The following is a 16,349-nucleotide window of genomic DNA, read 5'->3' as shown; positions in this document are numbered from 1 at the left end:
GCGCAGGTAAGGTTGAACGCCGACCGATTGGAGAACGATGACCGGGATTTCGGCGAATCGGCCGTCGAGCGGGTCAAGTCATTCAGCTGTACCTGAAGCTGGGGTTGACGATTGACGAGATCGCCGTCCTGTTCCGAGGGGAGGCGTCCGATCCCGACGACTATGAATATTGCGAGGAGATGCTGGCCGCGTAAGAACGAAAGCTGAGCGACGCGAAGCGGCAAATCGAAGCGCTTCAGGGATGGAGAAGGGGCGCGGCGAAGACAGCTTCACCAGCCTGGTCGAGATCTTCAAGGCAGGGGGCAAGCCCTGACTTGACGGGCTTCCCGCTGCACGCAACGAAAAAAAGCCTCTCCGGCGAACCGGAGAGGCTTCTTCCTATTCGAATTCCATTAGGATACGGTAATCGTGCCCGTCATGTTGTCGTGGCCGGAACCGCATTGGATGGAGCAGTTGAAGTCGTACGTGCCGGCTTTGTCGACCGTGAAGGTAGCCGTCTCGCCGTTCTTGAGGTTGACGCCCAGATCCGGGATCTCCAGACCGTGGTTGCCGCTGTCGTTCTTCAGAGTCAGCTTGACGGTGTCGCCGACGTGCAGTTGAATGTCCGGTTGGTCGAACTGGAAGTTCGTAGCGGTGACGGTGATCTCTTTGGTCTCGCCGCCGCCTGCCGCAGGAGCGCTAGCCGAAGCGCTTGCGGACGGGCTCGCCGAAGGGCTCGCCGCGTTATTGTTATTGTTGCTGCCGCACGCGCTCAGGGCGAGAACGGCTGCGATAGCGACCATCGCCAGGAAAAGGTAAGATTTCTTGCTCATGATTGAAGACCTCCCGATGTGTGTGTAGTGAATCCGCCTTACTAGTAAGATTCCTGTCAACGAGCAAGTATACGCCTCCGTGACGGAGCTCGTCAACCCTAAGTTACCCGTTATCCCCTCCTTTTAACCATGACGTGCGATCCTTCATCAATTCGACATATTTCGCGATCATTCCGCACGTTTGGACACGATTTAGACAAAAAATTCGTTGACGGATGAATTATTTGAGAGTAAGATACGTGTTGCTAGAAGTCTTACTGGTAAGAAGAAAGTCCTGTCAACGGTTATTCGCAATATGCCTTCGGAATTAAAAGGGGTTAGGTCATTCCCGAGCGTTGCCGCTGTTGTTTAAACAGCGGTCTTTTGTTCCGCCCAAGCAAGGATGCAGGAAGAAAGTCACATTTTGCGTGGTCATCTGAGGAGGAGTCATCCGTGAGAAAATCTTATGCAGTCATCGGCGCCGTATTGGCAGCCAGCCTTGCGCTCACCGCGTGCAGCGGCAATAACAACAACGATTCCGGCTCGAGCGCTTCGGCCTCCCCGTCGGCTTCCGGCTCCGCATCGCCGTCGGCATCGGCCTCGGCGTCGGCATCCCCGGCTGCGGTAACGGGCACGAGCTTCGAGAACTGGGGTACTTACGGCTTCGATCTGAACAACACCCGCCACGTTCCTTATAAAGAGATTACGGCGGACAACGCGAACGAGCTGGGCGTCGTCTGGTCGGCCGACCTGAAGACGCTGGACAAGGACGTGAAGAACGGCAACCAGGCTTATCCGGTCGTCGTCGACGGCGTCATCTACATCTCCACCTCCGGCAACCAGGTGTTCGCGTTCGACGCCGTGACCGGCAACCAGATCTGGCACTGGAAGCCGCCGGCTGAAGAAGCGGCCAACTACAGCAAAGCCGGCATCATCGCCAACCGCGGCGTGGCGGTAGGCGACGGCAAGGTGTTCATGCTGACGATCGACTGCCAACTCGTCGCTCTGGACCAGAAGACCGGCGAGCTGGTCAAGAAGGTCAAGCTGAGCGACTACTATCCGGACGTCACGCTGGAGAACGGCTACTACGAGACGACGGCTCCGCTGTTCTACAACGGCATCGTCTACATCGGCAGCAGCGGCGGCGACAACGGCGTCCGCGGCTTCGAAGCGGCCTTCAAGGCCAGCGACCTGACCCCGGCTTGGGACAGTCCGTTCTGGACCGTTCCGCCGAAGGGCCAAGACTGGCTCGCGAACAGCAAGTTCCAAGGCGGCGGCGCCGTATGGAACCCGCCGGCGATCGACGCCGAGACCGGCATCATGTACTTCGCGGTCGGCAACCCGGCCCCGGACTTCTACGGCGCGGACCGTCCGGGCGCGAACCCGTACACGGACTCGGTCGTGGCCGTCGAAGCGGCGACCGGCAAGCTCGTCTGGGCGAAGCAGGAGATCAGCCACGACCTGTGGGACTATGACGCCGCGGCTTCCCCGATGATCCTGAACGCGACGGTTAAGGGCAAGAAGCAGAAAATCGTCGTCGAAGGCGGCAAGTCCGGCCAATGGTTCGCGTGGGACGCGGCGACCGGCGACGTCGTGTGGGACGGCATCCCGTTCGCGAAGATCGACCACCCGGAACCGACCCCGGAAGGCGTTCTCGTCTCCCCGGGCGCGCTCGGCGGCGAGAACTACGCTCCGGAGACATATGATCCGGCCACGAACTACGTCCTCATCCCGGGCGTCGAGCAGCCGATGCTGATCAAGTCGGCCAAGAACCAGGACGAAGCCGCTACCCCGGACATGCCGGGCGCGAAGGCGTTCGGCACCTCGATGGGCGAGACTCCGGCCGACGTCAAGACGTACGGCACGATCACCGCGATCGACGTGAACACCGGCAAGCAAGCGTACCAGGTCGAGACGAAGGACCCGCAGCGCGGCGGCCTGACGAGCACCGACACCGGTCTGGCGTTCTTCGGCGAGCTGGACGGCAAGATCAACGCGCTGGACATCAAGACCGGCAAGATCGTCTGGACGTTCCAAACTTCCGGCGACAACATTCAAGCGGCACCGGCTATCTTCACGGTAGACGGCAAAGAATATATAACGTTCACTTCCGGCGGCACGAAGCCGAAGGTTCACGTGTTCGCTCTGGGCGGCGACAAGACCCAAGGCGCGAAGGGCACGGCGGATACGTCCGACGCGCACGACGCCAAGAAGTAATCGGCATCGAGAACGCAACGTCTGCATCATACCCGTTCAGGGCAAGGCTGCCACAGTCTTGCCCTGATCTTCTGAGAAGGAGCTGCTCGATCATGAAGTACTTATCGAAGTCGGCCGCGTTCGTCCTGCTCGCCGCGGGATTGGCGGGCTGCGCTTCCAACGGCGGCGATAACGCCGCCGCTCCGTCGGCGTCCTCCTCGGCGTCCGCCGCGACGGCATCGGCTTCCGCATCCCCATCCGCTTCCGCGGCGGTATCGGCATCGGCTTCCCCGATCCGGGCGGAGGACATTCGCCTGGACATCGACCGGACCTCATACACGCTGAAGCAATGGAAGATGGACGGTTCCCATACGACTTCGTCTTCGGGCAAGCTGCTTATCGGCGACAAGCCCGTCGCCCATGCCGTAATCCATGTCGGAGACAGCAAGCGCGACATCGCGACCGAAGACGACGGGTCCTTCGACATGCTCGTGGACCAGAGCCTGTTGGCGGAAATTCCGGTGCGAGTCGTGTCGCTCGACCAAGCGACCGTGAACGGCCAGCCGATCGGCAAGGACGCGGCGGAACGACTGCTGTCCGTCTCGACCTCCATCAGCGTCTACTATCCGATCGAGACGACGAAGATCGTCCCTTCCGCGAAGGATCCGAGCCAAGTGGAAGTGCACGCCCGCGTCGTCGGCAACGACGGGGATGTCGTTTCCTTTTTCCAGATCGACAAATACCGGATCGGCGGCATCGTGAAGGATGCCGAAGGCCATCCGATCAAGGACGCGATCGTCTGGATCGACCGCGACGAGGGGGAAGGCTTCGCCAAGTCGACGCCGACCGACGAGAACGGCCGCTATTACATGTACTACCTGCCGGAGAACGACGAGGGCACGAACCTGACGGTCACGACGGACAACGGGAAAAAGAGATATACGCTTCCGAAAGGCAAAGTGTTCTACATCCCGGACGAGACGAGCGTCGACATCAACATCACGCTGCCGAAGGAAGGCACCGAGATCGTCGACAAGCCGCCGACCCTCGTCAGCGTCACTTCTCCCGGAGCCATGTACACCGGCATTCTGGTCGGGCTGAACGTCCCCCAAGGCGTGAATTATACCGTGACGATCCCGGACAAGGAAGGGAACTTCGTGCTGACGGTCCCGAAGGACGTATGGGAGACTCATCCGTCGTTCTTCGAGACGAAGATGACGAAGTTCGTGGAAGACCGGGAACTGAGCTGGGGAGACACGCTCCCGTCGAGCTTCCTCGAGCCGGGCGCGAACGATCCGAAGAACATATCGGCCAGCCAAGCGTAACTTCTTTTCCCATCTGGACATAATTCCCATGAACGGACCGCCCGGCCGCCACCAGCCGGCAGCGGTCTGTTCGTCGTTTGGGCCGCTGCTCGCCTCTTCCCCTTCACCCCTAGCACCGCAAGGTCGCGAACGCCCTTCCTCTCTCGAAAAGATAGTAAGAAAAGCTCGTTGACAGGAAACCCCTTAAGAAGAAATAATGAACTTAAATTTCGACAAAATTTCCCGGAATATGTCGAAATATCGGGAAACGACAAATCCCCGGCCGGTGGGCCGAGGCTTGCGGAAGGATCATACAACGAAGGGACGGGATCTTCATGAGCTCGACGACGAGCGCGGGTCAGTATGTCGAATTCGGCATAGGCGCCGAGAATTACGCGATCCCGATCTCGGAAGTCCACGAGATTATCCGGATGCAGGATATTACCGAGATTCCGAGCGGTCCTCCTTACGTCAAGGGGATCTTCAATTTGCGCGGCCGGATCGTTCCGGTCATCGGCCTCCGAAGACTGTTCGGCCTTCCGGAGGAGGAACCGGACAAGGCGACCCGAATCGTCGTGCTGAACCACGCGGACGAATACGTGGGCATCGTCGTCGACCGGGTGAACCAGGTAGTCGCCATCGGGGACGTCCAGTCTCCTCCGGACCGGATCGGCGGCCTGAGCGGGGCGTTGTTCGCCGGAATCGGCATCACCTCGTCGGGCTTGGTCGGCATTCTGAAGCTGGACGAAGTGCTGCTTCGGGACTAAGGAGGGGCTCAGTTGGACGACTCGACGAGCAATTGAACAGCATCGAGGAAGAAGTGCTCCGTCTGGAGCGGGAGGGCGCCTCGGATTCCGGCATTCAGCGGCTGTTCCGCGCCGCCCATACGCTCAAGGGATCGTCGGCCGCCATGGGGTTCGCCAAGATCAACGAGCTGACGCACGAGATGGAGCATCTGCTGGACCGGGCGCGCAACGGGGAGCTTCGCGTGTCGGCGGACATGACCGATCTGTTCTTCCGCTGCCTGGACGGATTGAAGCGGCTTCAAGCCGAGATCGTCGGCGGCCGGCCGGAGCGGTCCGATATCGGCTCCTTGGTGAGGGAGCTGCGCGAATTCGCGGCCCAAGCGAATCCGGGGGCGAATTCGCGCGACGGCTCGGGCGCGGGAGCGGGAGCCGCGGCGAGTGACGAGGCGGGAGCCGCGGAAGAGGCCGATCCGTTCCGGGCGGCGCCGGAGGAAGCCTGGCGCGATCTGCGGGCGGCGGCATCGGCCGGGCGGCCGGCCTTCAAGCTTCGGGTTCGGCTCGCCGACGCGTGCGAGATGAAGACCGTTCGCGCTTACCTGATCGACGTGCAGATTCGCGGCATCGGCGCCGTGGTCTGGTCCGACCTCGAGGAAGCGCGGGCGGCGGGAGAAGAGCGGGGGGAATTCGCCTGGCTGCTGACCGCGGACGGCAGCGCCGAAGCGCTGAAGGAACGGGTCGCCGGCATTCTGGACGTCGAAGAGGCGTTCGTCGCGCCTGCCGAATCGGCGGCGCTGCCCGCGCGGGCGGGCGAAGAGAGCGGCGGCGCCGAAGCTCGGGGGGAGGAGAAGGAACGGCAGGAGGAGAGGGCCGAAGGCGACGCCGCCGCCGGAGCCGCCGCCAAGCCGAGATCGCAGACGATCCGGGTGCAGGTCGACCGACTCGAGCACCTGATGAACCTGGTCGGGGAGCTCGTCATCGACCAGACCCGGATGCAGCAGGTGCAGAAGCTGTTCCGGCAGCAGCTCGGCTCCGACGACAAGGTCGAAGCGTTGACGGCTCTGACCGACCATTTGACGCGAACGATCGGCGAGCTGCAGCAGAGCGTCATGAAGGTCCGGATGCTGCCGGTGGACCAGCTGTTCAACCGGTTCCCCAGAATGGTCCGGGATACCGCGAGAGCGCTCGGCAAGGAAGTCGAGCTCGTCATCGAAGGCAAGGACACCGAGCTCGACCGCACCATTATCGACGAGATCGGGGATCCGATCACCCACCTGATCCGGAACGCCCTCGACCACGGGCTGGAAGCTCCCGAGGACCGGATCCAAGCCGGCAAGCCGAGGAAGGGAACGCTTCGGATCGGGGCCGTCCATGAGGACAACCAGGTCGTCTTGTCCGTCGAAGACGACGGGGCCGGCATCCGGGCGGACCGAATCCGCAGCTCGGCCGTCGCCAAAGGGATCGTCTCGTCCGAGGAGGCCGCGAAGCTCTCGGGCCCGGAAGCGGTACGCCTTATTTTCCGGCCGGGCTTCTCGACCGCTTCCCAGGTGAGCGAGATCTCGGGCCGCGGCGTCGGCATGGACATCGTGCGCACCGAGATCGAACGGATGAACGGCACGATCGAGATCGATACCGAAGCCGGCAGAGGGACCCGGTTCCTCATTCGGCTGCCGCTGACGCTGGCGATCATTACCGGACTGCTCGTGAGCGCGGCGGACCGGGAGTTCATCCTTCCGATGAGCAGCGTCGCGGAGATCGTGCGGACGGAGGCCGCCTCCATCCGCACCGTGAACGGGAGCCCGATCGCGAGAATCCGGGACCAGATCGTCCCGATCGTCTGGCTGCACGATCTTCTCGGGCTGCCCAAGCGCCGGGAGACGCGCAAGCAGCTCCCCCTCGTCATCGTCGGACGGATGGAGAACCGGCTGGCGCTGGCGGTCGACGAGTTGGTCGGCAACCAAGAGGTCGTCATCAAGTCGCTCGGCTCGTTCATCGGTCAGTCGGAGGGCATCTCCGGCGCGACCATTCTGGGGACCGGCAAGGTGGCGCTCATTCTCGATACGGCCGATCTGCTGCGGATGGCCGGCAGAATTCATTAGAAGGAAGATCGACGAACACGACCCCCACTACATACCGAGGTGACCTCCAAGATGACATGGTTCCGGAATCTCAAGACGAGCGCCAAGCTGATCTCTTCCTTCCTTACGATAGCCGCGATGATGGCCGCCTTCGGCATTTACAGCATTATGAATTTGGGGAAAATGAACGACAGCCTAAACTTCATGTATGACGGCAACCTCGTGTCGGTGTCCGCTCTCATCGAAGCGAAGTCGAGCGTCAACGAGATCCGCAAAGTCATTCGCGACTTCTATATCGACGACACCGCGGAGGAACTGGCCAACCGGCATCAGCAATTGGACGGCTACGTTCAATCGGTCGATCAGAACATGGCCAAGTTCGCCGAGACGTGGCAGAGCGACGAATCGCAGAAGATTTACGCCAAATACGACGCCGTCTGGAAAGCGTATTCGGACGAAGTCCGCCAAGGCGCCAAGCTGGCCGACGAGAACCGCAAATCCGAGCTGCTGACGCTTATCAAGGGCGATCTGGACGCCAAGTCCACCGAGCTGCGCCAAGTGCTGGACGATCTCATTCGCGTCAATACGGCGGACGCCGACCAGTCCCGCGACGACGGGAATCGGCTGTTCGAGACGTCCCGCAGCATCACGATCGCCGTCTTGGCGGCCGCGGTCCTTCTGTGCGTCGCGTTCGGCTATGCGATCGCCCGGATCATCTCCAGCCCGCTGAACGAAGTCGTCCGGCTCGTGAAGAAGGTCGCTTCCGGCGATCTGACCGAGAAGACCGAATACCGGTCCAAGGACGAGGTCGGCGCGGTGGCCGCCGCTACGAACGACATGGTCGACAACCTTCGGGCCATCGTCGGCAACATCTCCGTCTCGTCCCACGGCGTCGCGGCCGCGGCCGAGCAGATCTCGTCCAGCACGGAGGAGATCGCGAACGGCTCCACCGCGCAAGCCCATTCGGCCCAGACGATCAACGAGCTGTTCGCGGAGCTGTCGACGGCCATTCATTCGGTCGCCCAGAATACGGAGCAGGCCGCGGAGATCTCGGACCGGACGATCGAGATCGCCGAAGAAGGCGGGCAGGTCATCCGTTCCTCCTTGGACAGCATGAATACGGTCCGGGTACAGATGTCCAAGCTTGAAGAGGATTCGGGGAAAATCGGGGACATCATCGAGGTCATCGAGGACATCGCCGACCAGACGAACCTGCTCGCTCTGAACGCCGCCATCGAAGCCGCCCGCGCGGGCGAGCAGGGCAGAGGCTTCGCCGTCGTCGCCGACGAGGTGCGCAAGCTCGCCGAACGAAGCGGGGAAGCGACGAAGCAGATCGCCGGCATTATCAAAGGCATGCAGGAGAACACCCGCCTCAGCGTGCAGGCCTTCGGCGACAGCTCCAGCCTGTCCCAGCGCACGGGGGAATCGTTCCGGGCCATCGCCGATATGGTTCATCGCGCGGGGGAGAAGGTGTCCGAGATCGCGGCCGCCAGCGAAGAGCAAGCGGCCCAATCGTCCAGCGTGCTGACGGCGGTCGAGAACATCTCTTCCGCCGCGCAGGAGGCGGCCGCCAGCAGCGAGGAGACGGCGGCGACCGCCCAATCGCTTGCGCAGCTCGCGGAAGACCTGCAGCATTCGGTCCGCGCGTTCAAGCTCTCCTAATATTGCCGCTCGATAACGGGGCTCCAGCCGCATCCGATTCAGGATGCGGCTGTTTATTCTGGCGTTCATGACTAGAGCGCGGAGGCCGGTGGAATGATAGGGTCAGTTTTCTGGATCACACAGACCTGATGGATCGGGAGGAACGACACGTGAGGAAGACAACCATCTTCATCGGCGCCGCCTTGGCGGCGAGCATGGCGCTGACGGGCTGCGCCAAGAACAACAATAACGCCGCGAGCCCGGGCGCTTCCCCGTCCGCCAGCCCTTCGGCGAGCGCGACCGGAACCTCGAGCCCGTCGGCGCCGGCCGGAACGGTCACGGGGAAGACGTTCGAGAACTTCGGCACGTACGGCTTCGATCTGAACAATACCCGTCACGTGCCCTATAAAGGGATTACCGCCGACAACGTGAAGGATCTGGGCGTCATCTGGTCCGCGGATCTGAAGACGCTCGACAAGGACGTCAAGAACGGCAACCAATGCTATCCCGTCGTCGTCGACGGAGTCGCCTACATCACGACGTCCGGCAACCAGGTGTTCGCGTTCGACTCCGTCACAGGCAACCAGCTCTGGCATTGGAAGCCGCCCGCGGAGCAGGCAGCCAACTACAGCAAGGCCGGCATCATCGCCAACCGCGGCGTGGCGGTCGGGGAAGGCAAGGTGTTCATGCTGACGATCGACAACACGATCGTCGCGCTGGACCAGAAGACCGGAGAACTGGTCAAGCAGGTCCAGATCGCCGATTCGGTCCAGGGAGTGTCGCTCGAGAACGGGAACTACGAGACGACCGCGCCGGTCTATTACAACGGCAACATTTATATCGGGAGCAGCGGCGGCGACAACGGCATCCGCGGCTTCGTGATGGCCTACAAGGCGAGCGACTTGTCTCCGGCCTGGCAGACCCCGTTCTGGACGGTTCCGCCGAAGGGGCAGGATTGGCTCGCGAACAGCAAGTTCCAAGGCGGCGGCGCCGTCTGGAATCCGCCGGCCATCGACAAGGACACGGGCATCATGTACTTCGGGGTCGGCAACCCCGCGCCCGACTTCTACGGCAAGAACCGTCCGGGCGCGAACCCGCATACGGACTCGGTCGTCGCCCTGGATTCCAAGACCGGCAAGCTGATCTGGGCGAAGCAGGAGATCAGCCACGACCTGTGGGATTACGACGCCGCCGCTTCCCCGATGATTCTGAACGCGAAGGTCAAGGGCAAGACCCAGAAGGTCGTCGTCCAAGGCGGCAAGTCGGGCCAATGGTGGGCTTGGGACGCCAAGACCGGCGACGTGATCTGGGACGGCGTTCCGTTCGCGAAGATCAGCCATAAGGAACCGACGCCGGAAGGCGTGCTCGTCTATCCGGGCGTTCTAGGCGGCGAGAACTACGCGCCCGAGACGTTCGATCCGGCGACCAACTACGCTCTGATCCCGGGCATTGAGCAGCCGTCGCTGCTGAAGTCGGCCAAGAGCGAGGCCGAAGCGAGCACGCCGGATATGCCGGGCGCCAAGGCGTTCGGCACGACGATGGGCGAGACGCCGGCCAACGCCGAGAACTACGGGACCATCACCGCGATCGACCTCAACACCGGCAAGAAGGTCTATCAGATCAAGACGACCAATCCCCAGCGCGGCGGCTTGACGAGCACCGACACCGGCCTCGCCTTCTTCGGGGAGCTGGACGGCAAGATCAACGCCCTCGACATCAAGGCCGGCAAGGTGATCTGGACGTTCCAGACGGCGGGCGACAACATTCAGGCGGCCCCGGCGCTCTTCACGGTCGACGGGAAGACGTACATGATCTTCACTTCCGGCGGCACGAAGCCGAAGGTGTACGTCTTCGGCCTCGGCGGCGACAAGACCCAAGGCAAGGGCGGAGCCGCCAACACCGGCAGCTCTCACGCCGGCTGACGCGGCGGGCAGCGCCGGGCGATGACGGGCGACGGCTCGTCCGGGCCGCGTTCGTCACGCGAATAACCGATAGGCCAGAGCAAGCTTGGCGGCGCAAGGGAGGTTATCCCTGCGCCGCTTTTTTTTTGAGCCTGCCCCCGCAAAGTCGACTCTGTAACCTCCATTTTGGAGGTTACAGAGCGTGAGATCCTCAAAGGCCGCCCTGCAACCTCCATTTTGGAGGTTACAGAGCATAAGATCCTCAAAGGCGGCCCTGTAACCTCCATCTTGGATGTTGCAGAGCTTGAGATCCGCAAAGGCGACTCGGTAACCTCCATTTTGGATGTTGCAGAGCCTGAACCCCGCAAAGTCGATCCTGTAACCTCCAATGTTACAATGCTTCGCCGTACCAACCTGGGACTACTCCTCTCTATGCTAACTAAAGATTCATCCATACGGAGGCTGACCCGGATCCTCGCCGACTAGGCGCTGTCGACCAATTGTTACGCGAATCCACATTTTACATCCAATCAACAATTCCCGAACGATCGCTTGACAAGCCTCTGCTACGATCGGATTAACGATTGGAGTCCATAAGGCCTACCCCAGGCGTCAGGAGGAAAATAAACATGAGCACCGCATTGATGAATCCGCCGCAAGCGGAGACCGAGCTCCGACCGATGCCCTCCGATCCGAACGACTCCGCCCGTGCGCCCGAGAAGGCCGACGAGCCGGCGCCGCCCGAAGCGCCGGAGCCGTTCACCCCGCAGAGGCTGGCGGAGTGGCTCCGAACGTGTCCCCTCGTTCCTCCGGGGCAGTCGTGCGGGGAGGTGGCCGTGCTGCTGCGCCAGCGCAAGGAGCTCGAGTGCGTCGTGATCGCCGACGAACGCCAACGGCCCCTCGGTCTCGTCATGAAGCATCGCTTCTTCCGCTATCTCAGCTCCCAGTTCGGCATGGCTCTCTATGGAGACAAGCCGATCACGCATCTGATGGACGCCGCGCCGCTGACCGTCGATCAGGACATGCTGCCCCAGGAGCTGATCGACCTCGCGATGTCGCGAAGCGAGGAGACGCTGTACGACGCCGTCGTCGTGAAGCGGGACGGGAAGACGGCCGGCATTCTGACGATCAGCGATCTGCTGAACTTGTCCCGCCTTCTGCAGCGGGAAGCGTCCGACCGGCAGATCCGCACCGTCCGCGGAACGGAGAGCATGGTGCGCAACATCCTGGGCGCCGTCGAGCGGGTATCGGACGCGGCCGGCCATTCTCGCCTCAGCAGCGAGCGGATCGCCGAGGTGGCGGACAGCGGGCGCGAGGAGCTGACGCAGATGCTCGGCCTGTTCCGCCTGTGGCACGACACCGCGAACCGGCAAGAGGCTTCCGTCGCGGAGCTGCTCGAGAGGGCGAAGGAAGCGGTCGGCATCACGCGCATCATCGCCGAGCTGGCGGACCGCTGCAACCTGCTCGCCATGAACGCGCAGATCGAGGCGGCCAGGGCGGGCGAGCACGGCCGCGGCTTCGCGGTCGTCGCGCAGGAAGTGCGGGCTCTCGCCGACCAGACGAAGCAGTCGACCGACCGGATCAACCGCCAGCTGAAGGACATGGCCGACTCGGCGGAGCAGGCGGCGGAAGCGGTTCGGGAAGGCAAGGAAGGGTCGGACGAAGGCGTCCGGCAGGTGAGGAAAGCGGAGTCGACGTTCGCCCGGCTGTGGGAGATCAGCTCGGACAATCTGGAGGCTGCCGCCAAGCTCACGGAGGCTTCGCGCGAAGCTTCGGCGATCTCCGAGCAGATCCGCAGGCAGCTCGACAAGCTCGTGTCCCAACTGGGCGTCGCGCGTCCCCATTGAACGCTCGCCCGTTCCCGTCCGACCGCTCGTTCGGCGGGGGTGTGTTAAATGAAATCAATTTTTACATTCCGTTAACAAAACGAAAACACGCCATTTACGCAGGCCCGCTAGAATCAGAAATGCAAGAGGGAAACCAAAATACTAGATTGGCAACATGGAAAGGGGAAACCAACCGCAATGAAAAAGTCTATGGTACTGCTGCTCACGTTCATCGTCGCCCTGACGCTTGCCGCTTGCGGCAACAAGTCCAACAACTCCGCTAACGGAGGAAGCGCAAGTCCTAGCGAGAGCGCCAGCCCGAGCGAGAGCGCAAGCGCCAGCCCGAGCGAGAGCTCCGGCGGAGAGAAGCTGAGCGGATCCGTTCTGGCCGTAGGTTCCACCGCGCTTCAGCCGCTGGCTCAAGCGGTAGCGGACAAGTTCATGGCGGAAGAACAATATAAAGGCATCTCCGTCCAAGTTCAACCGGGCGGAAGCGGCACGGGCTTGTCCCAAGTGTCCGACGGCCAAGCCGACATCGGCAACTCCGACATCTTCGCCGAAGAGAAGCTGGACGCCGACAAGGCGAAGGAACTGGTCGACCATAAAGTCGCCGTCGTAGCTATGGCCGCCGTCGCCCACAAGGACGTAGGCGTCGACAACCTGACGAAGCAACAGCTGGTCGACATCTTCACCGGCAAGATCACGAACTGGAAGGACGTCGGCGGCGCCGATCAGAAGATCGTCATCGTCAACCGTCCGGCAAGCTCCGGTACCCGCGCTACGTTCGAGAAGTTCGCGCTGGGCACGAAGACGGAAGACCTTCAAGGCTCCATTCAAGAAGATTCCTCCGGCACGGTTAAGAAGCTCGTCGCGGAGACTCCGGGAGCGATCGGTTACCTGGCCCTGTCCTACCTCGACGACAAAGTCGTCGCTCTCAAATACGACGGCGTCGAGCCGACGGCCGACAACGTCAAGACGAACCAATATCCGGTATGGGCTTACGAGCACATGTACACGAAGGGCGAGCCGAACGCGGTCGTCAAGGCGTACCTCGATTATGTCCTGAGCGAAGGAGTTCAGAACGGCGAAGTCGTCGACAATGGCTTCGTGCCGGTATCCGAGATGAAGGTCGAGCGCGACGCGGCCGGCAACGTGACGAATAAGTAAGAACCCGAGCGGATCGAGATGATCTCAAGCGGCGAGAGGCGGACAACTGTGCGCCTCTCCTTGCCGTTAAAGGAGAGGCTTGCATGAATATACCAACGTCCAACGTTCAATCATCCGCCGAATCCGGCGCGAAGCCGCGCGAGCGGAAGCAGCGGCACGTCGCCGAAGAGATTCGCGGCAAGATCTATGTATACTTCTGCGTTTTGCTCATGATCGTGACCATCTTCTCCATCGTTTACTTCATCGCGTCCCGCGGCCTCGCGCCGTTCGTATCCCAGGGAGTCGCGCTGAAGGACATGCTGCTGGGCCTCAAGTGGAAGCCGGAAGGGGAGCCGCCGCTGTTCGGCGCGCTGCCGTTCCTGTTCGGCTCGTTCGCGACTTCCCTGTTCGCCGCGATCATCGCCGCTCCGCTCGCCTTCTGCGCTTCGATCTATATGACGGAGATCATGCCGAAGTTCGGCAAGACCGTGCTGCAGCCGGCGATCGAGCTGCTGGCGGGCATCCCGTCCGTCGTCTACGGCTTCGTCGGCCTGTCCGTCATCGTGCCGTTCCTGCGGGATACGTTCCCCGGACAAGGGGTCGGCGTGCTGGCCGGCGCTCTCGTGCTGTCGATCATGATTCTGCCGACGATCACCACGATCGCGACGGACTCGCTCCGCAGCCTGCCGAACGGTCTGAAGGAAGGCTCGTACGCTCTCGGAGCGACGAGATGGCAGACGATCTCGCGCATCATTCTGCCGACGACGCTGCCTTCGCTGCTGACCGGCGTCGTGCTCGGCATCGCGCGCGCGTTCGGCGAGGCGCTCGCCGTGCAGATGGTTATCGGCAACGCGCCGCATATTCCGCATTCGCTGTTCGAGTCGGCCACGACGCTGACTTCCATCATTACGCTGGAGATGGGCAACACGACTTCCGGCTCGCTTCACAATAACGCGTTATGGAGCCTTGCGCTCATCTTGCTGATGATGACGTTCCTGTTCGTCTTCGTCGTCCGCATGCTGGAGAGGAGAGTGAAGCGATGAGAGCGAAGACCGTCGACCGGATCGCCACCGGAGTCATTATCGCCGTAGCCGTTCTGATTATGGCCGTTCTCGCCGGGCTGCTCGGCTTCCTTCTCGTGCGCGGCGTCCGGCACATCGACTTCCACTTCCTGACCTCCTTCCCGCAAGCGATCAAGGAGGGGGGCGGCATCGGGCCGCAATTGTTCAACTCGCTGTTCCTGCTGGTCCTGACTATGATCATAACCATCCCGCTCGGTCTCGGAGCGGGGATCTATATGAGCGAGTACGCGAAGCCGAACCGGCTCACCGGCTTCATCCGCCTCGTGGTGGAAGTGCTGTCCTCGTTCCCTTCTATCGTCGTCGGTCTGTTCGGCCTTCTCGTTATCGTCAACACGTTCAACCTCGGCTATTCGCTGCTGTCCGGCGCGCTGGCGCTGACGGTGTTCAACCTGCCGATGATGGTCCGCCTGACGGAGCAGTCGCTGCGCAGCGTGCCCCGGGAGCAGAAGGAAGCCGGCCTCGCGCTCGGGATGTCCCGGTGGAAAACGATCACGTCCGTCATGCTGCCGGTCGCGCTTCCGTCGATCGTGACGGGCTCGATTCTGGCCGCCGGCCGGGTATTCGGCGAAGCCGCCGCCTTGCTGTTCACCGCGGGGATGAGCTCGCCGCGCCTCGACTTCACCGACTGGAATCCGCTGCACCCGACCTCGCCGCTCAATCCGCTCCGCCCCGCGGAGACGCTGGCGGTCCATATCTGGAAGATCAACAGCGAAGGGCTGGCGCCCGACGCTCCCGAGATCGCGGCGGGGGCTTCCGCCGTGCTGGTCATCATGGTGCTGCTGTTCAACCTGGGCGCCCGTTGGTTCGGCCGCGCCCTGTACCGCAAATTAACCGCGAGCAAGTAGGAGGAGCCCATGAGCGAGCACGCTTTCTATACGAAGGATCTATCGGTGTATTACGGCGAGAAGCATGCGGTCAAAAAGATCAGCATGGACTTCCCCGACCGCCAGGTCGTCGCGCTGATCGGGCCTTCCGGGTGCGGCAAGTCGACGTTCCTCCGGTCGCTGAACCGGATGAACGATCTGATTCCCGGGGCCCGCATCGAAGGCGAGGTCTGGATCGGCGGAGAGAACATCTGCGATCCGGGGACGGACGTCGTTCGCCTGCGCCAGAAGATCGGCATGGTCTGGCAGCGCCCGAACCCTTTTCACAAGTCGATCTACGAGAACGTCGCCTTCGGACCGCGCTATCACGGAATCCGCAATAAGAAGGAGCTTGACCGGATCGTCGAGGAATGCCTGCGCAAGACGGCTCTGTGGGACGAAGTGAAGGACCGTCTGCACCAGTCGGGCCTCGCGTTGTCCGGCGGTCAGCAGCAGCGGCTGTGCATCGCCCGATCGCTGGCGGTGCGCCCGAGCATTCTGCTCATGGACGAACCGGCGTCGGCGCTCGATCCGGTGTCCACCGCCAAAATCGAAGAGCTGATCGCCGAGCTGAAGAAGGAATACACGATCGTCATCGTTACGCACAACATGCAGCAGGCGGCCCGGATCTCGGACAAGACGGCGTTCTTCTTCCTCGGCGACCTGATCGAATACGACGACACGAACAGAATGTTCACGAACCCGTCCCGGAAGTCGACGGACGATTACATCTCGGGGCGCTTCGGCTAAGCGGCGACCGGAGAGGAGAAGGAGCTGG

Annotated in this window: 12 protein-coding genes and 1 pseudogene; 12 read left to right on the top strand and 1 reads right to left on the bottom strand. The window is 62.2% G+C overall.

Translation table 11 applies throughout. The annotated features are described in order from the left end of the window. Nucleotides 1-12: 12 nt before the first annotated feature. Nucleotides 13-191: pseudogene (locus H7B90_RS33330) on the top strand (MerR family transcriptional regulator); the annotation flags it as partial. A 201-nt stretch (nucleotides 192-392) separates the two neighbouring features. Here the strand turns inward: H7B90_RS33330 and H7B90_RS07430 are convergent. Continuing rightward, on the bottom strand, nucleotides 393-812 hold the full coding sequence (locus tag H7B90_RS07430; protein ID WP_185135222.1) for a cupredoxin domain-containing protein: 420 nt from the start codon (nucleotides 810-812) through the stop codon (nucleotides 393-395). A 432-nt stretch (nucleotides 813-1,244) separates the two neighbouring features. Between H7B90_RS07430 and H7B90_RS07425 the strand changes: the two genes are divergently transcribed. The 11 genes from H7B90_RS07425 to pstB all read left to right on the top strand — a co-directional run bounded on the left by H7B90_RS07425 (nucleotide 1,245) and on the right by pstB (nucleotide 16,321). Continuing rightward, entirely contained in the window at nucleotides 1,245-3,008 is a 1,764-nt protein-coding gene (locus H7B90_RS07425) for a pyrroloquinoline quinone-dependent dehydrogenase (protein ID WP_185135221.1), read from the top strand. A gap of 92 nt (nucleotides 3,009-3,100) precedes the next feature. Continuing rightward, the gene (locus H7B90_RS07420) at nucleotides 3,101-4,312 is read left to right on the top strand and encodes a carboxypeptidase-like regulatory domain-containing protein (RefSeq protein ID WP_185135220.1); all 1,212 of its coding nucleotides are present in this window, start codon (nucleotides 3,101-3,103) and stop codon (nucleotides 4,310-4,312) included. Between the two features lie 314 nt (nucleotides 4,313-4,626). Continuing rightward, nucleotides 4,627-5,058 (top strand): chemotaxis protein CheW, encoded by a 432-nt coding sequence (locus H7B90_RS07415; RefSeq protein WP_185135219.1) that lies wholly within the window; start codon nucleotides 4,627-4,629, stop codon nucleotides 5,056-5,058. 32 nt (nucleotides 5,059-5,090) lie between these two features. Beyond that, nucleotides 5,091-7,133, top strand: coding sequence for a chemotaxis protein CheA (locus H7B90_RS33680; protein ID WP_185135218.1), 2,043 nt, complete (start codon nucleotides 5,091-5,093; stop codon nucleotides 7,131-7,133). A gap of 51 nt (nucleotides 7,134-7,184) precedes the next feature. Continuing rightward, the gene (locus H7B90_RS07405) at nucleotides 7,185-8,774 is read left to right on the top strand and encodes a methyl-accepting chemotaxis protein (RefSeq protein WP_185135217.1); all 1,590 of its coding nucleotides are present in this window, start codon (nucleotides 7,185-7,187) and stop codon (nucleotides 8,772-8,774) included. Nucleotides 8,775-8,923: 149 nt separating this feature from the next. Beyond that, on the top strand, nucleotides 8,924-10,675 hold the full coding sequence (locus H7B90_RS07400; RefSeq protein WP_185135216.1) for a pyrroloquinoline quinone-dependent dehydrogenase: 1,752 nt from the start codon (nucleotides 8,924-8,926) through the stop codon (nucleotides 10,673-10,675). A gap of 608 nt (nucleotides 10,676-11,283) precedes the next feature. Beyond that, entirely contained in the window at nucleotides 11,284-12,501 is a 1,218-nt protein-coding gene (locus H7B90_RS07395; RefSeq protein WP_212963048.1) for a methyl-accepting chemotaxis protein, read from the top strand. 177 nt (nucleotides 12,502-12,678) lie between these two features. Next, nucleotides 12,679-13,647: a phosphate ABC transporter substrate-binding protein gene (locus H7B90_RS07390; protein WP_185135215.1), complete on the top strand. Its 969-nt coding sequence runs from the start codon at nucleotides 12,679-12,681 to the stop codon at nucleotides 13,645-13,647. A gap of 83 nt (nucleotides 13,648-13,730) precedes the next feature. Continuing rightward, entirely contained in the window at nucleotides 13,731-14,669 is a 939-nt protein-coding gene (gene pstC, locus H7B90_RS07385; RefSeq protein WP_185135214.1) for a phosphate ABC transporter permease subunit PstC, read from the top strand. Beyond that, nucleotides 14,666-15,553, top strand: coding sequence for a phosphate ABC transporter permease PstA (gene pstA, locus H7B90_RS07380; protein WP_185135213.1), 888 nt, complete (start codon nucleotides 14,666-14,668; stop codon nucleotides 15,551-15,553). Before pstC ends, pstA begins: the two co-directional genes overlap by 4 nt. A gap of 9 nt (nucleotides 15,554-15,562) precedes the next feature. Beyond that, nucleotides 15,563-16,321, top strand: a complete 759-nt coding sequence (gene pstB, locus H7B90_RS07375) for a phosphate ABC transporter ATP-binding protein PstB (protein ID WP_185135212.1) — start codon at nucleotides 15,563-15,565, stop codon at nucleotides 16,319-16,321. Nucleotides 16,322-16,349 lie beyond the last annotated feature (28 nt).

Origin of the sequence: Cohnella xylanilytica (assembly GCF_014212175.1) — a bacterium.
GTDB classification, from domain to species: Bacteria; Bacillota; Bacilli; order Paenibacillales; family Paenibacillaceae; genus Cohnella; species Cohnella xylanilytica.
Note: the sequence above shows the minus strand (reverse complement) of the source record. Positions and strands in the feature narration are given on the sequence as shown.